Origin of the sequence: Psychrobacter sp. PL15 (assembly GCF_035984995.1) — a bacterium.
Taxonomy (GTDB): Bacteria; Pseudomonadota; Gammaproteobacteria; order Pseudomonadales; family Moraxellaceae; genus Psychrobacter.
In genome coordinates, this window is record NZ_JAXCIB010000001.1 from 208,218 (window position 1) to 232,678 (window position 24,461).

General features: G+C 43.6%; 18 protein-coding genes and 2 riboswitches. Of the genes, 10 read left to right on the plus strand and 8 right to left on the minus strand.

Annotation, left to right across the window (positions count from 1 at the left end; all coding sequences use genetic code 11):
• Positions 1-170 precede the first annotated feature (170 nt).
• The 4 genes from gcvP to gcvT all read right to left on the minus strand — a co-directional run bounded on the left by gcvP (position 171) and on the right by gcvT (position 6,143).
• The gene (gcvP, locus tag RCH20_RS00820; protein WP_327192246.1) at positions 171-3,068 is read right to left on the minus strand and encodes an aminomethyl-transferring glycine dehydrogenase; all 2,898 of its coding nucleotides are present in this window, start codon (positions 3,066-3,068) and stop codon (positions 171-173) included.
• A gap of 257 nt (positions 3,069-3,325) precedes the next feature.
• Complete coding sequence (locus RCH20_RS00825; protein ID WP_209959012.1) at positions 3,326-4,048, minus strand: nitroreductase family protein; 723 nt, start codon at positions 4,046-4,048, stop codon at positions 3,326-3,328.
• Between the two features lie 362 nt (positions 4,049-4,410).
• The gene (gene gcvH, locus RCH20_RS00830) at positions 4,411-4,791 is read right to left on the minus strand and encodes a glycine cleavage system protein GcvH (protein ID WP_209956769.1); all 381 of its coding nucleotides are present in this window, start codon (positions 4,789-4,791) and stop codon (positions 4,411-4,413) included.
• A 176-nt stretch (positions 4,792-4,967) separates the two neighbouring features.
• Complete coding sequence (gene gcvT / locus RCH20_RS00835) at positions 4,968-6,143, minus strand: glycine cleavage system aminomethyltransferase GcvT (protein ID WP_327192247.1); 1,176 nt, start codon at positions 6,141-6,143, stop codon at positions 4,968-4,970.
• Between the two features lie 160 nt (positions 6,144-6,303).
• A riboswitch (glycine riboswitch) is annotated at positions 6,304-6,501 on the minus strand.
• A gap of 43 nt (positions 6,502-6,544) precedes the next feature.
• Positions 6,545-6,681: riboswitch (glycine riboswitch) on the minus strand.
• A gap of 409 nt (positions 6,682-7,090) precedes the next feature.
• On the opposite strand from gcvT, the gene RCH20_RS00840 reads away from it, so the two are divergent.
• From RCH20_RS00840 to RCH20_RS00860, 5 genes are all read left to right on the plus strand, one after another.
• A complete protein-coding gene (locus tag RCH20_RS00840) occupies positions 7,091-7,411 on the plus strand; it encodes a YcgL domain-containing protein (protein WP_209956771.1) in 321 nt (106 codons plus the stop codon).
• A 218-nt stretch (positions 7,412-7,629) separates the two neighbouring features.
• Positions 7,630-8,316, plus strand: coding sequence for a hypothetical protein (locus RCH20_RS00845; RefSeq protein ID WP_327192248.1), 687 nt, complete (start codon positions 7,630-7,632; stop codon positions 8,314-8,316).
• Between the two features lie 565 nt (positions 8,317-8,881).
• Complete coding sequence (locus tag RCH20_RS00850) at positions 8,882-9,736, plus strand: AAA family ATPase (RefSeq protein ID WP_327192249.1); 855 nt, start codon at positions 8,882-8,884, stop codon at positions 9,734-9,736.
• Between the two features lie 134 nt (positions 9,737-9,870).
• On the plus strand, positions 9,871-11,103 hold the full coding sequence (locus tag RCH20_RS00855; protein WP_327192250.1) for a vWA domain-containing protein: 1,233 nt from the start codon (positions 9,871-9,873) through the stop codon (positions 11,101-11,103).
• A 76-nt stretch (positions 11,104-11,179) separates the two neighbouring features.
• On the plus strand, positions 11,180-11,392 hold the full coding sequence (locus tag RCH20_RS00860; protein WP_327192251.1) for a hypothetical protein: 213 nt from the start codon (positions 11,180-11,182) through the stop codon (positions 11,390-11,392).
• A 125-nt stretch (positions 11,393-11,517) separates the two neighbouring features.
• Here the strand turns inward: RCH20_RS00860 and RCH20_RS00865 are convergent, their stop codons facing one another.
• The 3 genes from RCH20_RS00865 to RCH20_RS00875 form a co-directional block, all read right to left on the minus strand.
• Complete coding sequence (locus tag RCH20_RS00865; RefSeq protein ID WP_327192252.1) at positions 11,518-12,339, minus strand: phosphodiester glycosidase family protein; 822 nt, start codon at positions 12,337-12,339, stop codon at positions 11,518-11,520.
• A 73-nt stretch (positions 12,340-12,412) separates the two neighbouring features.
• Positions 12,413-14,215 (minus strand): FMN-binding glutamate synthase family protein, encoded by a 1,803-nt coding sequence (locus RCH20_RS00870; RefSeq protein ID WP_209956776.1) that lies wholly within the window; start codon positions 14,213-14,215, stop codon positions 12,413-12,415.
• 265 nt (positions 14,216-14,480) lie between these two features.
• A complete protein-coding gene (locus RCH20_RS00875) occupies positions 14,481-15,308 on the minus strand; it encodes an IclR family transcriptional regulator (RefSeq protein WP_327192253.1) in 828 nt (275 codons plus the stop codon).
• A gap of 229 nt (positions 15,309-15,537) precedes the next feature.
• Here RCH20_RS00875 and RCH20_RS00880 point away from each other — a divergent pair, with 229 nt between their 5' ends.
• Together RCH20_RS00880 and RCH20_RS00885 are read left to right on the plus strand one after the other, a co-directional pair.
• Entirely contained in the window at positions 15,538-16,722 is a 1,185-nt protein-coding gene (locus RCH20_RS00880; RefSeq protein ID WP_327192254.1) for an acyl-CoA dehydrogenase, read from the plus strand.
• A gap of 244 nt (positions 16,723-16,966) precedes the next feature.
• Positions 16,967-18,265 (plus strand): CaiB/BaiF CoA transferase family protein, encoded by a 1,299-nt coding sequence (locus RCH20_RS00885; protein WP_327192255.1) that lies wholly within the window; start codon positions 16,967-16,969, stop codon positions 18,263-18,265.
• Positions 18,266-18,587: 322 nt separating this feature from the next.
• Here RCH20_RS00885 and RCH20_RS00890 read toward each other — a convergent pair whose 3' ends face one another.
• Complete coding sequence (locus RCH20_RS00890) at positions 18,588-19,358, minus strand: IclR family transcriptional regulator (protein WP_209956782.1); 771 nt, start codon at positions 19,356-19,358, stop codon at positions 18,588-18,590.
• Positions 19,359-19,693: 335 nt separating this feature from the next.
• Here RCH20_RS00890 and RCH20_RS00895 point away from each other — a divergent pair, with 335 nt between their 5' ends.
• From RCH20_RS00895 to RCH20_RS00905, 3 genes are all read left to right on the plus strand, one after another.
• A complete protein-coding gene (locus tag RCH20_RS00895; RefSeq protein ID WP_327192257.1) occupies positions 19,694-21,184 on the plus strand; it encodes an NAD-dependent succinate-semialdehyde dehydrogenase in 1,491 nt (496 codons plus the stop codon).
• A 139-nt stretch (positions 21,185-21,323) separates the two neighbouring features.
• Positions 21,324-22,595 (plus strand): 4-aminobutyrate--2-oxoglutarate transaminase, encoded by a 1,272-nt coding sequence (gabT, locus tag RCH20_RS00900; RefSeq protein ID WP_209956648.1) that lies wholly within the window; start codon positions 21,324-21,326, stop codon positions 22,593-22,595.
• 336 nt (positions 22,596-22,931) lie between these two features.
• Entirely contained in the window at positions 22,932-24,374 is a 1,443-nt protein-coding gene (locus RCH20_RS00905) for an APC family permease (RefSeq protein ID WP_327192258.1), read from the plus strand.
• The last annotated feature ends 87 nt before the right edge of the window (positions 24,375-24,461 follow it).

Consider the following 24,461-nt stretch of genomic DNA (forward strand, 5'->3'; position numbering starts at 1 on the left):
TTTTTAAGGTATTTTAACTATATCTGTTTCAGAGTGAATTGCTACAAAGCTATTTAATGAATTAAGTATCAGAAAATAGGCAAAATAAAAACCTCCAAATCAGCTGCTGACTTGGAGGTTTATTTTTGTATTTATATAAGACCACTCATTGAGCCGTTCGTCATCGAAAACTACATGTAGTTTTCGATGCTTGGGCAAGAACATCTTAAGTTCTTATCGCCATAAGCATCATCGATACGTGCCACACTTGGCCAAAACTTATTATTGCGAATATAAGGTAGTGGGAATGCCGCAGTATCACGGCTGTATGGATACGACCACTCGTCTTTAGTAATCATCGCTGCAGTGTGCGGCGCATTAACCAATGGGTTGTTATCAAAGGTCCAGCCATCTTCGCCCGCTTTGGCCTTTAACGCTTCTGCTTTGATAGATTTTAGCGCTTCAACAAAACGATCAATCTCTTCTTTTGATTCAGACTCAGTGGGCTCAATCATTAAAGTACCTGATACGGGGAAGCTCATGGTTGGGGAGTGAAAGCCATAGTCCATTAAGCGTTTTGCAATATCACTTTCACTGATGCCAGTCGCTTCTTTTAGTGGACGAATATCGATAATACATTCGTGCGCTACCTGACCGTTTTTACCCGTATAAAGCACAGGGTAGTGGTCTTTAAGCTCAGCGGCAACATAGTTGGCATTCAATAGCGCAAGATTAGTAGCCTCTAATAGACCATCACGGCCCATCATAGCGATATACATCCATGAAATTGGTAGGATACTCGCTGAGCCATAAGGAGCCGCAGATACTGCTGAACAGCCCTTTTGTGCATTATGGACTGGAATGAGCGTATGGTTGGCCATAAAAGGTGCCAAATGCGCTTGCATACCGATAGGACCCATACCTGGACCACCGCCGCCATGTGGGATACAAAAAGTTTTGTGCAAGTTCATGTGTAATACGTCTGCGCCTACGTCAGCAGGTTGCATGATAGCGACCTGGGCGTTCATGTTTGCGCCATCCATATATACCTGACCACCATGCTCATGGATAAGGTCACACATGACACGGATGCCTTCTTCGAACACACCGTGCGTTGATGGATAAGTGATCATCAAGGCACCAAGATTGGCGCTATGCTCTTCACATTTAGCCGTTAGGTCAGCGATATCAACGTTACCATTGTCATCGGTTTTAACCACGACCACTTTCATGCCCATCATGATTGCTGTTGCAGGGTTGGTACCATGCGCAGACATTGGGATTAGGCATATGTCGCGATTGCTTTGACCTAATGACTCATGATAACGGCGGATAGCTAGAATACCGGCATATTCACCAGAGGCACCAGAGTTTGGCTGCATAGATACGTCATCAAAACCAGTGATGGCTTTTAGTTGTTCTTGTAGGCTATCAATCATATCAATATAGCCAGACACTTGGTCAAGGGGCGCAAAAGGATGCACGTTTGCAAACTCAGGCCAGGTGATAGGTAACATCTCGCTGGTCGCGTTGAGCTTCATGGTACAACTACCAAGCGCAATCATGCTGCGGTTCATCGCCAAATCTTTGTCTTCTAGAGATTTTAAATAACGCAGCATTTCGTGTTCGGTGTGATATGAGTTAAAGACCGGATGACCTAAAATAGCATCAGTACGTAAATGCGCAGCATCTAATGACACGCTAGCATCTGCAGGTAAGTCATGTGACTTACTAACGAACAGTTGGGTTAAAACACAGAAATCCTCTTGGTCACTGGTTTCACTAAATGCAACGCCAAGCTTAGTAGCGCCAAGACGCCACAAGTTATAACCAACATTGTCTGCATTCTCAAAAATTTGAGTCGCAAGATTTTCTGAACCACAGTCAACCACGACGGTATCAAAGAATTGATTATGAACGACGCTTAACTTGTCATCACTAGCATTTCTGATAACATCAGCAAAGGCAGTTGCAAAGGCATGGATACGAGTAGCAATGCGTTTAACCCCACTTGGACCATGATAGACGGCATACATGCCCGCTAAGTTGGCAAGCAATACTTGTGACGTACAGATGTTAGAGTTGGCCTTCTCACGGCGGATATGTTGCTCACGTGTTTGTAGCGCCATACGTAGAGCAGTATTGCCTTCTGAGTCTATTGAAACCCCAATGATACGACCTGGTGCTGAGCGTTTTGCTTTATCAGAAAATGCAAAATAAGCCGCATGTGGACCGCCATAACCCATAGGGATACCAAAGCGCTGTGTGCTACCTAAGGCGACGTCTGCACCCATATCAGCAGGTGACTTTAATAGCACCAAGCTCATGATGTCGCTGACGACTGAGGTATACGTTTTATTTTCTTTCACGGCACTGATAACGTCAGTTAAATCTTTAACATCGCCTTCTGTACCGACATATTGGAACAATGCACCGAAGTAATCGCCAGATTTAGCCAGCTCAAAATCACCAACGACCACTTCAAAACCGAAGTATTTGGCGCGAGTACGAATAACGTCTAGCGTTTGTGGGTAAATGCGCTCATCAACAAAGAACTGAATTGATTTGCTTTTGCTCATACGTTTTGACATGGCCATGGCTTCAGCAGCAGCGGTTGCTTCATCAAGTAATGAGGCACCTGCCATTTCAAGACCAGTCAAATCAATACAAACTTGCTGAAAGTTAAGTAGCGCTTCTAGACGACCTTGGGCAATTTCAGCTTGATAAGGCGTATAAGCCGTATACCAACCTGGATTTTCTAGCACGTTGCGCTGAATAACAGCAGGCATACGTACTGGCGAGTAGCCTTGACCGATATAGCTTTTATTAACTGTCACTTTATCAGCCATCTTACGCAGCTTAGCAAGCGCAGCGTGTTCACTCATAGCTAGCGGTAGGTCAATTTCTTTCTTTAAGCGTACGGCTTCGGGCACAGTATCATTGATAAAGCTAGCCATATCATCATAACCGACTGCTTTTAGCATTGCGGCTTGTTTGTCATCGTTAGACCCTAGATGACGATAGACGAATTCAGATTCGTTGAATAAACCTTTGAAAGTATCGAATGTCGGGCTTTGAGAGGTAGTCATGACAGTCCTTAGTAGAATTTATAACATAGTGGGCCACTTATAGGGCAGTTATGATAACGAACTCGTTGACTGTCCCTGATTTTATAAGCCAGCGACAGTTTTACTCGTCTTCTAGTAACCGCTTTATATTTGATTCACTACATAGTTAATAAATAGAGTGACTTTTAATAAATGAAATAATAAATAATAAATGAAATAATGAATAAAAAATGGGCATGGTCGATTTAAATACAGGGGTTTAATTTGTTAAAAATAGTCTATACATGATGTACAAATTGCTGTTGGTCAAAGCGAAACTGTTCGTGGTAAATACCTTTATCGGCACGTTCACCGGCACCAAGCATCATGACAATATGGTGCTCATCGGTTAAGCCTAATAATCGCTTCATCGCCGGCTCATCAAAGCCACCCATTGCACAACTATCGAACCCATGTGCCCGCAAGGCCAGTATTAGGTTTTCGGCGGCCAATGACGTATTGTTAGTCGCCCAGTTTTTGACATCTTCAAAGGTATAATAAGGCGATTTGATTGGCCCTTTTACCCGTCTGATGGTTTGGATCGCACCCCATTTGGCCGCTGATACCACATTGACGGGTCCCCGCATAAAGTCCATGGCCACTACCTTAGTGTAGTAGTCTTTGACTTTTTTGGGTACTGGCGACATTGGGAATTCACGTAAAATCTGCTTAGAATGATCATACCAGGTGTCAGTGCGTGCCACGACTGCTATCAAGCGTGCGGAAGTTTTAGCAGCATTTTGATTCATACAGTTTTTGATGGCGAGCTTACGATTGTCAGCACTATCAATGACATAAAACTCCCAAGGCTGTAGGTTGCTAGAGTTGGGCGCTAGCATCGCTAAACGTAGACAGTCTGCGAGTACATCGTCAGGTATGGGGGTGTCGGTAAAACGTCGTACTGAACGGCGTGACTCCACAATTTCTCGAAACGCTTGTAGCTGGGGTGTATGGTTAGGCATCGCTATGTGAGTTGCTTTGTCTGTAGCCACAATAGCACTTTTCTGCTTGGAGGCCTGATGAGATGATGGTAGGTTATTGGCATCGACCGCATCGTTTTGGTTGACACTAGTATCGGCTGGTTTCATACGTGACTCCAGAGCAGGGTAGTAAGATAATGGGCGTAAAATAGATGACAACAACGAACTATAAATACTGTCGAGCGGTGTTCATTAAACACTATAAGCATAAATAATATGCCGGTGGTTGGATACTGGATATTGTTGAATAGTGGCAGATATCAACTGGCGTCAATATCTGCAATTTTGCAATAACTTATGCTGCTTATACTATTATTAGTAAGTCATAATACTAAAGAAGAGGACTATAGCTCGTTTTCATACTCTTCAGCACCCATTAGCGCTTCATAGTCTTCGATGTTATCAGGCTTCATTTTGAAGAACCAGCCTTCACCATATGGGTCTGAGTTAATGATTTCAGGGTCATCATCGAGGCTTTCGTTGACTGCAATAATTTCGCCTGAAATAGGGGCATAGATATCAGACGCCGCTTTTACAGATTCAACCACTGAGATTTCTTCATCAACAGTGATATTGGCACCAACTTCTGGTAACTCAACAAATACCACATCACCTAGTAAATCTTGAGCGTGGTCAGTGATACCAACAGTGATAGTACCGTCGTCTTCAAGGCGTAGCCACTCATGGCTGGCGATATATTTTAATTCTGCTGGGACATTACTCATAGTGTCTCTCCTAAATTATAGAGGCTGGTTAGTAGAAAATATTAAAACATCATAAAAGCCAATTATAGGCGGTGGTTAATCTAAGTCTCAATTGGAGGTACTAATTGGAGGTACTAATTAAAACCTTGATTAATCCACAACAAAATAGCACTAGTTAACCGTAGTTAACACTAAAATCAATCGAATTGCTGTTTACCGTTACGAACAAAAGGCAGTTTGAGGACACGGACATCGACAAATTTGCCTTTACCGCGTAAATCAATTTGCACATGGTCATCGTCTGATAAGCCAGCAGGTACACGCGCGATGGCAATAGAATTTTTAAGACTAGGAGAGAATGTACCGCTAGTAATCACGCCAGTTTGCTCATTATCAGTGCCTTGGTTGATGGTCACTGCCATGCCTTCACGTAGAACGCCACGAGTGGTCATTAATAGACCAACTTGTTTCATCGCGGTATTGTCATCTTTGGCTTGTTTGCGCTTATTAACTAGCGCGTCACGACCCACAAAGTCACGGTCATCTTTAAGGGCCAGCGTCCAACCCATGTTGCAGTCATAAGGACTGATAGTCTCGTCCATATCGTGGCCATACAAGTTCATGCCCGCTTCCATACGTAGCGTATCACGAGCGCCAAGACCGGCGGGCTTGATACCATTGGCTTTTAGTTGCTCAAAAAATGCCGGTGCATCATCGCCGTGCATGATAACCTCAACGCCATCTTCACCAGTATAACCGGTACGAGCGACAAACCAGTTTGAACCTTCGATATCAGTTAGGTCAGCGCCAACAAACGGCGTTAGTCCAGCAAGGGTATCGGCCCAACTTGGTTTGACTTGTGCCAGTTTTTCAACCGCATTTGGTCCCTGAACCGCAAGCATAGCAAGTTCTGTGCGCTCAGTTAGCTCAACGTCAAAGTCTTCAGCAACTTTTTCGAACTGTGCCATGTCTTTATCGTGAGTAGCCGCGTTTGATACGATACGGTATGCCGTTCCGTCGCTATTTGATAAGTAGACGATTAAATCATCGATGATGCCACCTTGCTCATTGAGCATAGGAGAATACAAGGCTTTGCCAACGATTTTTAGTTTGCTGACATCGTTGGCCAGCAGTTTTTGTAGCCACGCTTTACTGTCCGCGCCTTTAACATCGACAATGACCATGTGTGAGACATCAAACATACCGGCGTCACTACGTACTGCTTCATGTTCTTCGATTTGCGAGCCGTAATTAATAGGTAATTCCCAGCCAGAAAAATCCACCAGTTTGCCATCACTATCAACATGAGACTGGAAAAGAGGGGTGCGCTGAGGTGCTTGATCGTTAGTGTTTTGGGTATGAGTATCGGTCATAACAAATCCTTATGTTTACGCCATCAGTACTCAGTAAGTATGATATACGATGGTCGTTGTCAGTATGAAGAGTAAGCTTGCAAGGTGCAAATATTACGATAAAAGGTGGCACAAACAATAAAGCCGTGAGCAAAACAGACGCTGAACGTCAGTTTAAACAAAAGCCCTATCTGTCCTGTGACCTGAGATTTTCAACACGTTCCATACTTTATGCACACTCAATATGAGATGCATACTCAATATGAGTCAGCTTTAGTATAAGCTTAAAACTCATAAGCCTAAAGCATATGGTAACGCATTTTCTCCCCTTCGGTGGGTAAGGCGTCGTCCGTCCTTACCGCTCTCCAGATTTGTTATGCGATGATATGAGTTATTGCAGAAAGCAAATAAATATAGCAGGCATGTGTTTTTCAGTCCTTTTACCTGAGCGATTAGCAGGGTAGATGCGCCTTCGGTGGTCTCATAGCAAATAGTGACGGCTGAGCTGCGTACAATAAACGCGGCGTCTTGCTATAATACTCTCTCCTGAAAAACGCTTTTATTATGGAAGGTTCATCACCGTTTTACAAGTCATCAAATGGATTAAAATCGATAAAGTTAGCAAAATAGCATTATTTTATAGAGGTTAAGTACCGAAACGAAGAAGACGTAAGGGTTTACGTCTGGTTGTTGATTTATAAGACGTAGCAGTCAGCTCAGTTACGGAAGTCGGCTAAATGACCTAATGGGATAATAAACATAGAACAATAAGCACAGAATAATAAATTAGATTCACTATACTAAAGCATCTACTCAATACCGGATGCTGATACGTAAAGCGACTATTGATAATAAAGTAAATTATGCTAGGCTAGCACATCGTTATTCATAAGCGTTTTGATGGCCGTTTTAATGGTTACCTTAATCCGCATTTGGTTTTAATTTTTGAGGTTCGATAGGGTATTTTTATGCATTGCGATATTTATAAATTTACCAAGCGTGATGAACTGTATGTTTATATTGCGCGTCCTGACTATCCTGATGATACGGATGAGCTCAAGGACTGGCTAGGCGTATTGCCTAAAGATTTTCGCACTGGTTTAGGCGTCAGTAAGTTTGTGATGCATCTGGACTTGAGTGCCACACCAACACTTGCTCGTGTTGATAAAGAAGAGGTGCTGGCCAAGCTAATTTCGCAAGGGTATTTTGTACAAATGCCGCCACAAGATGTGATGATTCGCCAAGCAGAGCTGCGCGCTCGCGAGGCCCAAGATAACATTTACGACTAGCCGCTTGTTATCTAGCCGCTTGTTATAGAGTCTCTATGGTCATCGACATATCAACAATGACTACTACTGGATCAAATAGGGGCGGTATGAGCAGTCATAACGAGTCACAAGTACGCTACAAAGACTCTGCCGAAGATCTGCCGAAGAACGGGCATTACGCATTTTGGTATAAACTCGTGATAAACTAGCGACTTATAGACGTAGGTATGTAAACACGCATGGACTGGATAAAAAATCTTCTACAAATCTTACCACTAGAAACTATCAGTGACATTCTCGGCGAGATTGTCATTTGGTGGAGTCAGATGGTCAAAGACGTGCCACCCGCCGACCTACCGATGTATGCCTATCTGGGCGGCGCTATTATAGTATTGATACTCTGGGTACTGGTCGCACGAATGTTACCACGCCCGCTCGGTGGTATGAGTTGGATGGTATTATTTGCAGTTTTATTATCTCCCAGTACTGCGCTTGGTGACTCCAGTTTGCTTGCGCCAGCAAGTATCAGTGTTATCTATGCGATTATGATGAAGGATATTGCCACTGCTGTCACCAATGCGCTACCTATACTGGTAGTGCTAGTGGTAGGCTTATTCATCGGTTTTGTCTGGCAGCTTATACGTGGTGCTATTGAGTCGAGCTTAGCCAAAGCACGTCGGTACACTGCTGAAGACACCCAAGCAACTATGCAACTGGCGACGGGTAATTATCTAATAACAGATACTGATGAGCCGTTACTGGCCGTTGTTCCTACTACTGATATCAATCTACAAAAAGACAGTGAGCTACAAAAAAGTACTCTTATTAAAAAAGACAGCACCGTTAAAAAAGACAGTGCTAAGATACCGATGGTTAAAAAGCCTACAGTAATAGCTAATAATGATTTGATAGACAAAGAGCCATGATTTTTTACATAATGCTTTAGTTATTGTCATCAATATATCAGGAGCTGTTCTAGACAAGTAAAATGATCTAGGATAGCTTGATGAGAAAGAGTAGATTAATAGACACCGAAGCGTGTCTTTTTTTATGGCAGTTAATAACCATGGCAGTTAAAACTATAGTTATTAACTAAAGGCTATTAACTAGAGGTTATTAACTAGAGGCTATAGTTCAAATACCTTAAAAACGCTAGGGTACTGCTGATATAAGATTTTTGCAGCCTCTGTCTGCGTAGGCACAGCAAGCTAGAAAAACGTATGCCAGCAGTAGGTTATGTCTCGATATTACTTTTCATTGACTATAGTTGTTAACTATAAGTCATTTTTTAATGTGTAATAATCAGGCATTGTCGTCAAAAACTGCGAACGTATGAGTACTTTGGCATTCAGGTCTGCTGTGCTAGTCTTAATCATTGCTTGCTTAATTTACTCATTATGAATGTTTTATAGCCATGCGCTTTATGTGATGCATCAAAGCTCTTTTGTAATGACACCCTTCAATATTAATAACAATGAATGAGATTTGATTATGACCACTGCTAAACCGAGCTTTACCGGTACCGAAAGTTATATTGCCACCGATGATTTACAATTGGCAGTCAATGCTGCGATAACCTTGCAAAAGCCGTTATTAATAAAAGGTGAGCCTGGCACAGGTAAGACTTTACTTGCTGAAGAAGTCGCTGCCAGCTTAGGTATGCCGCTGATCACCTGGCATATAAAGTCGACTACCAAGGCTGAGCAAGGCTTGTACGAATACGATGCTGTATCACGTCTACGAGATTCACAATTGGGTGATGATAAGGTCTATGAGATTGGTAATTATATCAAGCCAGGTAAGCTATGGAATGCTTTCACCAGTAATGAGCGCAGTGTACTATTGATTGACGAGATTGATAAAGCCGATATTGAGTTTCCAAACGACTTGCTACACGAACTTGATAAAATGTCATTTTATGTCTATGAAACCGGCGAAACAATCACTGCCGAACAGCGTCCAGTAGTGATCATTACTTCGAATAATGAAAAAGAGCTACCGGATGCATTTTTGCGTCGCTGTTTTTTCCATTATATCGACTTCCCTGAAGAGCAAACCATGCGTCAAATTATTAATGTGCATTTCCCTAATATTCAAGAAAAATTGGTCAATGATGCGCTGGATGTTTTTTATAAACTGCGTAATATTCAAGGACTAAAAAAGCTGCCATCCACCTCAGAGCTAGTTGATTGGTTAACGCTGTTACTTGCTGATGATATGGCACAAGCAGAGCTGGAAGAAAATTTACGCGGCGAAAAATCTATCCCACCGCTATATGGTGCATTGCTTAAGAACGAAGCCGATGTTAATTTATTGCAGCGTTTTGCTAATATGATGCGCCGTTGATAGCTGGCTAAATCGTAATATAGCCACGATTTAAGTTAAGTCATTTAATTTAAGTAATAAAATTAAGTCATTCAAGTCGATGAATGCTAAATGCTAAGTCATAATCAAATTAGCCAATAAGTGATGCGTGCTTTATGTTTATTAAACTGTTCTATACCTTACGTACTTATGGAGTGCCCGTCAGCACGCGCGAACTGCTCGATCTAAATGCCGCGTTGGAACAAGGGCTGATGATGCAGCCACACCCTGATTATCCGGACGATCTGGAGTTACGCAAATTTGCCAGCCGTGAGGATATGTATCGCCTCATACGGCTGTGTATGGTGAAAGATGAGCGTCACTTTGATAAATTTGATCGGGCAATGGCAGATTACTTTGAAGGTGTCGATAGTCTAGACACTGATAAGCTATTGGCAAAGCTGACTGACATTCCCAAAGAATGGTTAGATTTACAGCTTGATCCTAAGAATTTGACTGAAGAGCAGCGGCGCTTACTCAAAAAATATGGCTCGCTTGAAGAGCTGATGAAAGCACTAGAGGAACGCCTAAAAGAGCAAAAAGAGCGTCATCAAGGCGGTAGTAAATGGGTCGGTACAGGTGGTACTTCGCCATTTGGTGCGTATGGTGATCATCCAGAAGGGGTGCGTGTCGGCGGTGAGTCACGTAAACGCAGCGCTGCTAAAGTTTGGGAACAGCGTAAATATCGCAATCTAGATGATGATTATTTACTTGGTACTCGTCAAATTCAGATGGCACTACGTAATCTGCGCCAGTTTGCGCGCACAGGTAGTGCCGATGAGCTAGATATCCATGAAACCGTCAAGCAGACTGCCAGAAAAGGCGTGCTCGACATTCATATGCAAGCGGAACGTCGTAACCGGGTCAAAGTGCTGATGTTGTTTGATATCGGCGGTAGTATGGATATGCACATCGAGGCGCTAGAAAAGCTATTTTCTGCAGCTAAGAATGAGTTTAAGACCTTAGAATTCTTTTATTTCCATAACTGTTTGTATGATTACGTCTGGCAGGATAATGACCGTCGTCACAGCGCGCGCATACCAACCTATGAGCTATTAAATAAGTATGGCCGCGAATACCGAGTAATATTTGTAGGAGATGCTTCGATGTCACCTTACGAACTATTTACGGTGGGTGGTAGCGTTGAGTATATGAATAATGAAGCTGGGGTGGTCTGGTTAAAAAGGGTACTTGAGCATTTTGATAAAGTAGCATGGCTCAATCCCGAAAATCCCACCTATTGGTCATATACGCAAACCATTACGGAAATTAAAAAAACATTCGATAATCATATGTACCCCATGACCCTACATGGTGTCGAGGAAATGACTGCTTATTTAGCACGTTAACTTAAGCATTTGGCCTCACTCAATGAGCTTCTTAATGAAATATTAATTATAAAAAAGCAGTCGTTATGAAATCATAATGACTGCTACTGACGTTGCCGCGTTTACGGCTGTTCCAGTGAATAGTAATTCAGTAAACAATGAGCAAAACAGCGATCAAAGTATCGATTTCAATAAACTTGATTTAACTGCGGGACAATATATTACTGTAAAAATTGATCCTAAAGACAGCGGTCATTTAGCGCTGCGGCATTATTTTTTATCTCTATTTATATACGCTAATAATCGGTAGCTATATGTTGGTAACGAAAGCACTACAAGTAAGTGGCGTATATGATTAAGTACAATCTATTAACAAGTACAAGGTCTCAATCAGATACAGATACAGTCGGGTATAAGACTAGGCATAGAAGAATACTAATTCTTTGAATCAACTACCCCTATTATTACGCCCATCTCTTTTTTATCATGACGATTGATACTTGGCGCATATAAGGCTGAGGCAATACCGCCATCTAAAAATAGCGCGTTTGGACAATTGAGATTGTCTTTAAATAGCGCAGCGAATTCATAAAAGCTTACCGGCTCATCGCTGTTAACAAACTGTATACTGCCATCCGTACAGACCCCAGCACCATTGCGAAACTTCAGTGAGGTGCTATCAGGATTAAACTGTGGATGAATAGCGTCATCGATGACCAGCATAGGTCCTGATTGAGTCGCAAACCAAGGCTTAGCGGTACCTTGTTCTAACTGTTGTTGCAGCTCATGGCTTTCAGTGATTTGAATATTACCTGCCTTATTCCACCACATTACGCCATTGGGCAGTAAATGAAAATTACCGCCCCCTTCATTGAGGTTCAACGCGCGTATTTCTTCACCTTCAATAACCGTATAGCCAATTGGCGCATAGCGTTCATTATACATGCCAGCGTTCATTGCGAAGGCAAGAGTTTGCGACGGTGGTAAGCTGGCCAATAGCTGATCAAAGGTCAGTAACGGTTGCGTACTTTTGGTCTGTTGCCAAAACAGCTGTAGCGAGTAGCGTCCGTCAGTTAACGCTTGCGCATTTATGTGACAAGCGCTATAAGCGAATGGTATCTTTTGCGTTTGACAGGACCATTCTGATGTTGATGCACTGCTAGTATCTGAGTCTGTGGGCTGGCAGGCGCTGATGCTCAATGCAACTAGCGCTACCGTTAGTAGAGAGTAGGGTGACGTAAAAATGGAGCTTGGCATCAATAACTTATCTTTTATTAGGTGGACAGAGTTTGTCTATTTTAATGACTCAATAGTGCCTAATGTGTATTATTTAGTCGCTTGTAGGTGGAAAGTCGCGAAAAGTGTTGTTGACATTACCGATTAAACGCCCACCGTCAGTGATGTTGGCAAAACTTCCAAGACCTTGTTCCGCTGTCGCACTGGTTTCTTTGCCTTTATCACGCGAGTCTTTATTATAAGCAATTAGGGCATCATTATTGGCTAAAAAGCTATCAGAACTTGCCATCACCCACATTTGATTAAACACATCCGCACGGGCGCTATTATTAAGTAGTGCTCCCTTGTCGGCAAAATAAAAGAACTTGGATAAAAGTTTTATTTGTCCATCATCTAAACGGCGAGCAATATGATAAGGCTGCAGTTGACTGGGGTGTTGCAGACCAACCGCGCCAACAATACTTGCAAGAGACTTGAGGGTGTTTTTATGGAAGCTGGCGACACGATCCGCTTTGCTGGGCACATCGAGCGCCTTTTGACGATAAGGATCTTGGGTTGCAACGCCGGTAGGGCAGGTGTTGGTATGACAGGTACGCGATTGAATACAGCCAACCGCAAACATAAAGCCACGGGCAGAGTTACACCAATCTGCCCCCAAAGCTAACAGGCGGGCAATATCAAAACCTGATATGATCTTGCCACTAACCCCAAGCTTAATCTTGTCACGAATACCAGCACCGACTAAGGTGTTGTGTACCAATAAAAAGCCATCGACCATCGGCATACCGACGCTATCCATAAACTCAACAGGTGCCGCACCGGTACCGCCTTCTGCACCATCAATAACAATAAAATCAGGATAGTTATCGGCCTCAATCATAGCTTTTACAATCGCCATAAACTGCCAAGGCTGACCGATACACAATTTGAAACCGACTGGTTTACCTTCTGATAGTTCACGCAGCTGTTGCCAAAACGCGACTAGCTCACGCGGGGTGCTAAAGGCGGGGTGCGAGGAGGGGGAAACACAGTCTTGCCCCATCGGCACTTGGCGGGTATCAGCGATTTCTTGGGTTATTTTCCCGGCAGGCAGTACGCCACCTTGACCAGGTTTGGCCCCTTGTGACAGTTTGATTTCAATCATTTTTACTTGTGGGTCAACCGCTTTTTCAGCAAAGGACTGCGGGTCAAAATCACCCTTGTCATCACGGCAACCAAAATAACCTGTGCCCAGCTCCCAAATCAAGTCGCCGCCGAACTTACGATGATAAGGGCTGATTGCACCTTCACCAGTATCATGGGTAAAGCCGCCAATTTTTGCGCCTTGATTCAGCGCCATAATGGCATTAGCAGATAGACTGCCAAAGCTCATCGCTGAAATATTAAACACCGACATATCATGCGGCTGCTGACAACGCTCACCGCCAACAATAATACGAAAGTCTTTGTTTTTTATCGGTTCACTGATTGCTGATTGTAAAAACCACTCTTTACCATGAGCATACAAGTTGTCTAGGGTACCAAAAGCGTTGGTATCACTGACATTTTTGGCGCGCTGATAAACCAGTGCGCGCTGTTGACGTGAAAACGGCACTTGTTCTTTGTCATCTTCAAGTAAGTACTGACGAATCTCAGGGCGAAAGTCCTCAAGTACATAGCGAATATGACCAGCGACCGGGTAGTTGCTTAATATGGCATGCTTTGATTGCAGCAAGTCATAAATACCCAAACCTACTCCCAACCCGCCAATAATTATTAGCCACCAGTTAGTTAATAATAGCCCCGCTACCAACAGCAGTACAGCTGCGCCAAAAGTGCCATAACGCAGTAACATACCAGTCAGATAAGAAGAGTTATGTTTGGATTTGGGGTTCAGATCAGTACGAGATTCGGCCATAGCAACGCTCAACTATAAAACATAGATATTAAAAAACGCAGTAATTATTAATGATAGATAAAAGCGGCCTATCTCAACCATCAGTATTGATGACTCAGAATTCAGCCGGTTTTAATCTTAACTTATAATTGCCGCGCATGTTATACGTCTATGATATCACGGCCCAGGAATAATTGAGTAACGACATGCTCATGTTGTGATGGATCAATGCGGTAGTCTGATACGTTTTTTGTTAACGGCAAATGATATTTTCTTTTCCAGCTCTCTATGCTCCGCGATCAATCCTCTCAGCAAGTGCCTGTAACTTGGGTACAATCATCGCCACATAGTCTTCTGCTTCCCAGTTGGCACGGGGCACGCTAGCATTCAGTGAATAAGCATAGTGTCCAGTTGTTACATCAAAGACACCGACTGCCACTGCCAGAATATCTGTAGAAAACTCGCCATCGGACAGCGTATAGCCATGAGTCTCATAATACTGCGATGCATGAGTTAACGCCGTTTGTGCTGGTCCAAAATCTTCGACAGATAAACTTGCTTGCAGATTGGAGGTAATTGCCGCTTGTCTGGTAGATGAGCTGACGGCATAAAACGCGCGCCCTATAGCGGTTCGAGCGATCGGTACCGCTGAGCCCACTTGCAAGTTTACCGATAGACGTGCTGGGCTTCGGTAACAGGCTAAATAACGCATTTCACCTTCGATTTCTTTGGCCAGATTCACCGATACTTCATTTTGTGTGGCGAATTGGCGTAATAGTGGTTCAGCAAATGCCACCACATCATGACGGCTCCACGCTTGAGCGCTCAGTCGCACTGCGCTACTGGCCAATTGATACTGTCCATGCGCCATCGTCCGCAAAAAACCAAGCGTCATCAAGGTATAGATTAGGCGAGTAACGGTCGCTTTTGGCAAAGTGGTCAGTTGGCATAACTGCTGATGGCTGAGTTGTTCATGATGTTCAAATGCAGCCAGCAATGTCAATCCGCGGCCAAGAGCGGTGACGAACTGCCGATCTTCAGCTATTTTGCTTTGGACCAGCCTGTCATTCATTTGATCTAACAGCGATACGGGCGTTGCTAGGTGTTTTGTCATTTTATAACCATATATTAGGATAAAGGTTTACAGCAGACCTGATTTCTGCTTAAATGGTTCATATTATGAAACTAAGTTTCGCATAGCAGAACAAATTATTCAAGTGAAAATATCTACAGTATTAAATATTTAAACTACTAAGCCTTTAAAGTATTAAGTCAGCGTCAAACATTCAGATAAGTCAAAATACTATTCGTCAGTCAGGATGACTGACACCAAGGAGCACAGCATGGCAAACTCTACTAGTCCACGTTTTGATTGGGAAGACCCTTTTTTATTGCGCGATCAGTTGACCGACGAAGAACGTATGGTTACCGATACTGCCCACCAGTTTTTTCAAAAAGAATTAATGCCGGGCATCATTGAAGCCAACCGTAATGAGCATTTTGATCGCAATATTATGCGTCAAATGGGTGAAATGGGCTTGCTAGGCGTCACGATTGACGGCTATGGCTGTGCTGGCTTGTCGAGTGTTGCCTATGGTCTGCTCGCCAAAGAAGTGGAAGCGGTTGATTCAGGCTATCGCTCAGCCATGAGTGTGCAATCAAGTTTGGTTATGCATCCAATACATGAATATGGTACTGAAGAGCAAAGAGAAAAATATTTGCCTAAACTGGCGACTGGCGAATACGTGGGCTGCTTTGGTCTGACTGAACCGGACTCAGGCTCAGATCCATCATCGATGTCAACGCGCGCCCGCAAAGTCGCTGGCGGCTATGAGGTGACCGGTAACAAAATGTGGATCACCAACAGTCCGATTGCCGATGTATTTGTGGTTTGGGCGAAAGATGATGAAGGTTTGATTCGTGGCTTTATTTTAGATAAAGGTATGAAAGGCTTATCTGCTCCCAAAATTGAAGGTAAATTCTCGTTACGTGCCTCAGTTACTGGCGAGATTGTTATGGACAAAGTATTCGTCCCTGAAGCCAATGCTTTTCCAGATATTCGCGGCCTCAAAGGTCCCTTTGGTTGCTTAAATAAAGCCCGTTATGGCATTGCTTGGGGCACGATGGGCGCGGCTGATTTTTGCTGGAAGGCTTCGCGCCAGTACACCCTTGATCGTATTCAATTTGGACGTCCGCTAGCGGCCACCCAATTGGTACAGTTAAAACTTGCCAATATGCAAACTGAAATTACCCTAGGTCTACAAGCGGCGCTACGTGTCGGACGTTTGATGGACGAGGACAATGCTGCGCCTGAAATGATTTCAATGATTAAACGTAATAACTGTGGTAAGGCGCTAGATATTGCTCGGGTTGCCCGTGACATGCATGGTGGTAACGGTATCTCTGATGAGTATCATATTATTCGCCACGTAATGAATTTAGAAGCGGTCAACACTTATGAAGGCACACACGATATCCATGCTCTTATCCTAGGCCGTGCTCAAACAGGTATCCAAGCATTTTATTAATTTATATTTTGCATAAGGTGTTTTGTATGAGTGTTTAGCAGTGTTTAAATTACTGCCAATCACCAACTACTAGCGTACGTCACTGTTTAGCTGTTCATTCAGCACTTAGCATTCAGTAACGTACGTTTTTTTGTGGCTCACTATTAAGACTGATATAAATAATGAAAGCCCTCAGTACAAAAGCACAATAAAATAGGTTGAGAAACCGATTAGAGGTTAAAGGACGACTAAATAAGGGAATATTATGACCATAATATCGCCGCAGACTGAGCAACAGCAGCCTAGCAGTAATACTAATAATGATTCTAATAGCAATAAAGATAATAGTAGTAACGACGCTAATAATAAGCAAGCGGCACGAGGTGCATTGCACGGTATCAAGGTGCTGGACTTATCTAGAGTGTTGGCCGGACCATCATGTACTCAAATTTTAGCTGATTTGGGGGCAGAAGTGATTAAGGTTGAACGTCCACGTATCGGTGATGAGACCCGTCATTGGGCACCGCCAGCTTTTAGCGATGATACCTCAGCATACTATGCCACCATCAACCGCAATAAAAAATCACTCACTGTTGATATAACCACTCCAGCGGGACAGACCATTATCAAAAAAATCGCCGCTGATAGCGATATTGTGGTGGAAAACTTTAAAGTCGGGGGTTTGCAAAAATACGGTTTGGACTACGAGAGTCTTAAACAGACCAACCCACGTTTAATATACGCGTCATTGACTGGTTTTGGATTGACAGGACCTGATGCCAAGCGACCAGGCTATGACTATATTATTCAGGGCTTGTCAGGCTTGATGAGTATCACTGGGCCTAGCGATGGTGAGCCGCATAAGGTCGGGGTCGCAGTGGTAGATTTGTTTGCCGGACTGCAGCTCACTATCGGCATACAAGCGGCGCTGTTAGCACGGCAACATACTGGACGTGGACAGCAAGTTGATGTGGCGTTATTTGATAGTGCATTGGCGCTGCTGGCCAATGTTGGTATGAATCATTTAGCCTCAGGCGAGGTGCCACCAAGATTGGGCAATCAACATCCCAATATTGTCCCTTATCAAGTGTTCTTGGCTGCGGGCGAGCAACATTTTATTTTGGCTTGTGGTAATGATCAACAGTTTGCCAAGCTTTGTCAGGTCTTAGATGTCAATTGGCAGCAGGACAGCCGTTTTACTACCAATCCTGCGCGGGTCGTCAATCGTGAGTTGCTATGCGGCTGGCTAGTGGATAAGTTTGCACAACAGTCGCGTGCACATTGGTTAGAGGTTTTGCAGCAAGTAGGCATTCCGAGTGGTGCGATTCATAATGTCTCTGAAGCCTTAGCCATGCCGCAAACACAGGCTCGAGAAATGGTGATTGATTTTACGGCACAAGGCAGCCCAGTCAGAGCATTAGGCAACCCCATCAAACTATCTGAATCACCTGTCACGTACCGATCGCCACCGCCGAGTCTGAGCGAACATACCGATAGCACGCTCGCAGCGCTTGGTTACGATAGTGAGATGATCGCTAAGCTAAAAGCGGACGGTATTGTTTAAGCGTTTATGAGCTATAGTTAAAATACCTTAAAACGCGACGGTACTGCTGGTATAAGCTTTTTGCAGCCTCTGTCTGAGTAGGCACAGCAAGCAAGAAAAACTTATGCCAGCAGTAGGTTATGTATCGATATTACTTTTCATTGACTATAAGAATACTAAATGTATAACCCTTGAATATATAGCGCTGTCCCGTCCCAAAATAAAGTGAGGGTTTAGAAGTTTAGGAATTAGAAAAAGCCAGATATGGTTAGTATCTGGCTTTTTCTTTGGGTTACGTCTATCGATTGCGAATTGTTTTAAAGTGATTTTCCATAAGACGATATTATGCTAAGCGGACAGGCGTAAACCCTAAACGCTGTTCCATTTGTTCCGCTAACTCAATCAATACAGCGCTGACTTCATCGCGCTTAGACTCGTACTCTGCTTGTAAAAAACTCACGGCCATACCTGCAGTGGCTTTCCCCGAGGCATTACGAATATAAGTACCTAAGCAGTACATGCCATCGCGCAGTTGACCGTCATCAAGTGAGATACGACTGCTATGAATAGCTGCCAGCTCAGTGGAGAGGGTGTCAAAATTGTCTACACCATTGGGTGTGAGTGGCTCGGGGAAGTTATCTTCATACAATGATTTGATGGTGTGCATAGATAAAGTTGAAAGCATTGCTTTGCCTGTTGCTGAAAATACTGCAGGCACGCGCACACCTGAGCGGAAAGTAAAGCCTAACGGAGCAGGGGATTCGTGACAAGCCAAGAATACCACTTCTCCCAAGTCTAGCTTGGATAAGGTAACCGTATGCTGAAGCAGAATAGGATATTGTACAATAAGCTCCTTAAACAACTGTATGACCCCTTGTCGCTGCTCATATTCACCCGCCCAATAAAGCAAGTATGAGCCCAAATGAAAGCGACTGTCCCCGTCTTTGTAAATGACATGCTTGGTCAGTAGACTTTGCAGTATGTTATGAGTTGAGCTACGAGCAAGCCCCAACTGTTTGGCGATATGGGCGGCAGTTAATGGCTGCGGACTGGCAGTTATTAAGTCCAAAATCTGGAAGGTTTTTTCTAATGCTGGCACGGCAGTCGTAGTCATATGTCGCCTATAAATGTGAAGAAAAATAACAAGGTAAGTAAGAATCAAGCTAAAGCGCTAATAAAAATAGTAATAAGGGTTGCAAAGTACGTCACATCATTCTTATAATGATGTCTCATATAGAGAATTATTATTCAGCATACTGAACTAAGAGTATATTAAACAAGTTGTCGATTATCAATAAGTATTTGTGCACAACAGTCTATTTATAATAGTTTAATGAGGACAATGTTCACTGTTTCATTAATATTCGTTTTATCTATAGCCAATTTTTCGCCACTTACTTCATCAATAATTATAAGTAAGCGCCCAGCTTACTAACAAGGAACGTCACTATGTCAACAACTACGTCAACAACTACGTCAACAACCACATTAAAATTAGCCAATCCAGACTTACTCAAACATCAATGCCTGATTAAAGGCAGTTGGCATGATGCTAGTGATGCCACCACTCTCGATGTGACTAATCCATTCAACGGCGAGATTATCGGTACTGTTCCAAGCCTAACTGATCAAGACATCAATGACGCCGTCGCTCATTCTCATGAAGCACAGGTAACATGGGCGGCAAAAACTGCTCAAGAGCGTTCGGTGCTATTACAGAAGTGGGCTGATCTTATTGATGACAATAAAGAAGATTTAGCTATCTTAATGACTGCTGAGCAAGGTAAACCATTGGGTGAATCACGCGGCGAGATTGGCTACGCCAATAGCTTCATCCGCTGGTTCGCTGAAGAAGGTAAGCGGGTCTATGGTGATGTGATTCCGTCTGCCAAATCGCAGCTACGCTATGTCGTTCTAAAGCAGCCAGTAGGCGTTTGTGCGGCTATTACCCCTTGGAACTTTCCGGCAGCAATGATCACTCGCAAAGCGGCTCCGGCACTGGCTGCTGGTTGCACCATGATTATCAAACCTGCCACTGCTACCCCATTTTCTGCTCTCGCGTTAGGCGTATTGGCTGAGCAAGCGGGTATTCCTGCTGGCGTTATCCAAGTCGTCACCGGTAAATCTTCGGTCATCGGCGATATTTTAACCGGTGATGCTCGCATTCAAAAACTATCATTTACTGGCTCTACTGAAGTGGGTCGCACCTTGATGGCACAATGTGCACCAACCATCAAAAAGCTGTCACTAGAGCTTGGTGGTAATGCTCCTTTCATCGTATTTGACGATGCCGATTTAGAAAAAGCGGCTGATGGCTTAATCGCCTCCAAGTATCGCAATGCTGGTCAGACTTGTGTCTGTGCCAACCGCGTCTACGTACAAGCCAGTATCAAAGACAAGTTCCTAGAGATTTTTGTCAAAAAAGTAGAAGCACTTAAAGTCGGTAATGGTATGACTGAAGGCGTTGATATTGGTCCTTTGATCAATAAAGATGCGCTAGAAAAAGTTCAGGCACTTCTAAAAGACGCGCTTGATAAGGGTGCGACGTTAGTAACTGGCGGCGACACCAATGATGCTTCTGAGTTAAGCTTTAATCCCACTGTTATTACTGACATCAGCACGGGTATGGATATCGCTAGCGAAGAAATTTTTGGTCCTATCGCCTCCATATTTGTCTTTGAGACCGAAGAACAAGCTATCCGCGCCGCTAATGATACGATTTATGGTTTGGCAGCTTATTTTTATAGCAGCGACTTTGCGCGCGCATGGCGGGTCACTGAAGGCCTAGAATACGGTATGGTTGGTCATAATACTGGCATGATCTCAACTGAGGTTGCCCCATTTGGTGGCGTTAAGCAGTCAGGTTTTGGCCGTGAAGGCTCAAAATATGGTCTAGAAGAATATGTTGTCACCAAATACTGGTGCTCTGATATCAGCTAGTCTTGCTCATTTAGCCCAGTAATCAACTTAGTTTCAAGGCGCTAAAGGATATGACTGATTTCTATCATTTAGCGCCTACTATATGCGCCGCTGTTAACTAAATAGCGCTTATTTTAAATATAAAGAAAAGGACGTTCTCATGACTACGACTAAAATTACCAATCAATCTTTGCTTGAACGCCGTAAAGCGGTTTTACCGACCGGACTTGGTGTGGCGTTTCCTATATTTGCTGCCAAAGCAAAAAACTCGGAAATTTGGGATGTAGAAGGCAATCGTTATATTGACTTTGTTGGCGGTATTTCAGTACTTAATACCGGTCATAGCCATCCAAAAATCACTCAGCGTGTGCATGAGCAACTAGATAAATTCACCCATACTGCCGCGCAAATGATCAATTATGAATGCTATGTTGAGCTCGCTGAAAAGCTTTGTGCAGCCGTGCCTATTAGTGGTGACAAAAAAGCTTTCTTTTTAACCACTGGTGCTGAAGCAGTCGAAAACGCAGTCAAAATCTCTCGCGCAAAAACAGGTCGTCCAGGGGTTATATCCTTTGTTGGTGGCTGGCACGGTCGTACATTATTGTGCATGAGCTTGACCGGTAAGGTTATTCCGTACAAAAAAGATTTTGGTCCAATGCCAGGTCCTGTGTTTCATGCGCTATTTCCTGCTGAAGAGCTCAATGTTACTGAGGCGCAAGCGCTACATAGCCTTGAGATGATCTTTCAGGCCTCAATTGATCCGAGTGAAGTAGCAGCGATGATTATTGAGCCGGTACAAGGCGAGGGCGGCTTCCATCAAGTTACGCCATCATTTGCCAAAGCGTTACGCGCTATCTGTGATGAGCACGGCATCGTGTTGATCTTTGATGAAGTGCAGTGCGGTTTTGCTAGAACCGGTACCTTATTCGCTACTGAACAACTGGGTGTTGAGCCCGACCTAATGACTAGCGCCAAGAGTTTAGCGGGTGGTTATCCGATATCTGCGGTTATTGGCCGTGCTGATATCATGAATGCACCGCAAATCGGTGGCCTAGGGGGTACTTATGCGGGTAACCCACTCGCTTGTGTAGCGGCTTTAGCAGTAATAGAAGTTATCGAAGAAGAAAACTTACTTGAGCGCAGTATTGAGATTGGCGACAAAATCGAGTCATTCTTAAAAGACTTAAATCTTAGCAGCATCGGTCACATCCGCCATAAAGGTGCCATGCTGGCTTTTGAATTAATTGACAGTGACGGCCAGCCAGATGCTGATGCCACTGCTAATCTAAAGCAGAAGTGCTTTGAGCAGGGCTTATTATTAGCATCTTGTGGTATGCATAGCAATGCCATTCGCATCATGGTGCCGCTGACTGTTGAAGATGAAATACTGCAAGAAGGCCTCGATATTATTGGTAAGTTATTAAAAGCCTAGTTTTTAGTAAGGGTTTAACTTCAATCAAGAAGTAGCGATTGTAATTTAACAAGTAAGGCTCTGATTTTTGAATTTAAGTGTTATAACGGCGCCTTGCAAGACGAGACGCCGTTGCTGTCTGTGTCATTAGATGGCAATTAAAGCAATCGCACAAACCAACACAACAGGCAAACAAACAGAAATTGATAGATACGGAAAGATAACGATAATGGGCTAGACCCGAATAAACAAGCATGTAGCCAGATAAGCATCAAGCCAGGTAAATATGACTTTGAATATTTATCTGGCTGAAGTGTCAAGGATGGACATGGATGACACAAAGACAAGGAGTAAGTTATGTCTGGATTAAAAAAATCGCTTGGAATGTTTGATATTATTGCCCTAGCGTTTGGTGCGATGGTAGGTTGGGGTTGGGTAGTATTGGCTGGTGGCTGGATTATTGCTGCTGGAACTTGGGGCGCGATGTTAGCGTTCCTCTTAGGTGGTCTGGCAGTAATTTTGATCGGTGTCACTTATGCTGAGCTGGCCGCATCAATGCCTATTACTGGTGGTGAGCATACTTATACCCATAGAGCGTTAGGAGTTAATGTCTCTTTCATTTGCTCATGGAGTATTCTGTTCGGTTACTTCTCCGTAGTGGCTTTCGAAGCGGTGGCGCTACCGACAGTAGTCGAATACTTTATCCCTAACTATAACCAAGGTTATCTATGGACCATCGCAGGCTGGGATGTCTATGCCACTTGGGTTGGGGTGGGGATGCTGGGATCTGTAATCGTGACATGGTTGAATATTCGTGGCATGGAAGTTAGTGCATGGTTCCAAAAAACAGCGGTAATAGGAATTTTATTTGTCGGAATACTGCTGTTTATCGGTGCCGCATTATATAATCCTGCTACATCGACTGCCGTTCAAGCACCTGCATTTATTGGTGGTGCTGCTGGTGTAATGGCGGTTATTGTGATGGTACCTTTTATGTTTGTGGGCTTTGACGTTATTCCGCAAGCGGCTGAAGAGATTGATTTAACCCGTCCTAATATTGGTAAGTTTTTGATCATCTCAATTATTATCGCAGTACTTTGGTATATCGCAGTCGCTTGGAGTGTTGGCACGACGTTACCACTGATACAAGCAGAAGGTTCAACCTTAGCGACCGCTGATGCGATGACCAATGCTTGGAGTGGTAAGTGGGCTGGTATTTTACTGGTTATTGGTGGGGTACTGGGTATTTTATCCAGTTGGAATGCCTTCTTAATTGGTGGTAGTCGTCTGCTGTATGCGATGTCCAAAGCTCGTATGTTACCGGCGTTTTTGAGTAAATTACATCCTAAATACAATACGCCAGCCAACGCTATTTTACTCATTGGTGGTTTGGCGACCCTAGCACCATTATTTGGCCGCAAAATGCTAGTTTGGATTGTAGATGCAGGTGGCTTTGGTATTGTCATAGCTTATACTTGTGTCGCCATCTCTTTCTTAGTATTACGCTACCGCGAGCCTGATATGGTACGTCCGTTTAGAGTACCAGCAGGTAAGCTCGTAGGTGTAGTCACTATCATTCTAAGCATTGGTCTATTGACCTTGTATATGCCAGGGATGCCGTCGGCGCTTATCGGCATTGAGTGGTGGATCTTCCTCGGCTGGACTGTACTGGGGATTTCTTTATATAGCTATGCAAGAGTCAAGTATCCAGGTACAAGTGAAGCTATCATGGCAGAAGAGTTACGTGAGTTAAAAATCGTCAATCAGCTGTGGTTAAAAGAAAATCCGCCTAAAAAGTAAAACAGTGAACAGGTTTTACATATTAATCAAAAAAAAGCCTAGCGTTAAGACGCTAGGCTTTTTTTATTGCAGTACTAAGAATAATAG

What these genes read in the sequence shown, in the direction of transcription:
- RCH20_RS00880 (WP_327192254.1), top strand. Translation starts at nt 15,538, where the DNA reads ATGGCAAACTCTACTAGTCCACGTTTTGATTGGGAAGACCCTTTTTTA.
- gcvH (WP_209956769.1), bottom strand. Translation starts at nt 4,791, where the DNA reads ATGAGTAATGTCCCAGCAGAATTAAAATATATCGCCAGCCATGAGTGG.
- RCH20_RS00885 (WP_327192255.1), top strand. Translation starts at nt 16,967, where the DNA reads ATGACCATAATATCGCCGCAGACTGAGCAACAGCAGCCTAGCAGTAAT.
- gcvP (WP_327192246.1), bottom strand. Translation starts at nt 3,068, where the DNA reads ATGACTACCTCTCAAAGCCCGACATTCGATACTTTCAAAGGTTTATTC.
- RCH20_RS00855 (WP_327192250.1), top strand. Translation starts at nt 9,871, where the DNA reads ATGTTTATTAAACTGTTCTATACCTTACGTACTTATGGAGTGCCCGTC.
- gabT (WP_209956648.1), top strand. Translation starts at nt 21,324, where the DNA reads ATGACTACGACTAAAATTACCAATCAATCTTTGCTTGAACGCCGTAAA.
- gcvT (WP_327192247.1), bottom strand. Translation starts at nt 6,143, where the DNA reads ATGACCGATACTCATACCCAAAACACTAACGATCAAGCACCTCAGCGC.
- RCH20_RS00895 (WP_327192257.1), top strand. Translation starts at nt 19,694, where the DNA reads ATGTCAACAACTACGTCAACAACTACGTCAACAACCACATTAAAATTA.
- RCH20_RS00890 (WP_209956782.1), bottom strand. Translation starts at nt 19,358, where the DNA reads ATGACTACGACTGCCGTGCCAGCATTAGAAAAAACCTTCCAGATTTTG.
- RCH20_RS00905 (WP_327192258.1), top strand. Translation starts at nt 22,932, where the DNA reads ATGTCTGGATTAAAAAAATCGCTTGGAATGTTTGATATTATTGCCCTA.
- RCH20_RS00850 (WP_327192249.1), top strand. Translation starts at nt 8,882, where the DNA reads ATGACCACTGCTAAACCGAGCTTTACCGGTACCGAAAGTTATATTGCC.
- RCH20_RS00825 (WP_209959012.1), bottom strand. Translation starts at nt 4,048, where the DNA reads ATGCCTAACCATACACCCCAGCTACAAGCGTTTCGAGAAATTGTGGAG.
- RCH20_RS00875 (WP_327192253.1), bottom strand. Translation starts at nt 15,308, where the DNA reads ATGACAAAACACCTAGCAACGCCCGTATCGCTGTTAGATCAAATGAAT.
- RCH20_RS00840 (WP_209956771.1), top strand. Translation starts at nt 7,091, where the DNA reads ATGCATTGCGATATTTATAAATTTACCAAGCGTGATGAACTGTATGTT.
- RCH20_RS00870 (WP_209956776.1), bottom strand. Translation starts at nt 14,215, where the DNA reads ATGGCCGAATCTCGTACTGATCTGAACCCCAAATCCAAACATAACTCT.
- RCH20_RS00860 (WP_327192251.1), top strand. Translation starts at nt 11,180, where the DNA reads ATGACTGCTACTGACGTTGCCGCGTTTACGGCTGTTCCAGTGAATAGT.
- RCH20_RS00845 (WP_327192248.1), top strand. Translation starts at nt 7,630, where the DNA reads ATGGACTGGATAAAAAATCTTCTACAAATCTTACCACTAGAAACTATC.
- RCH20_RS00865 (WP_327192252.1), bottom strand. Translation starts at nt 12,339, where the DNA reads ATGCCAAGCTCCATTTTTACGTCACCCTACTCTCTACTAACGGTAGCG.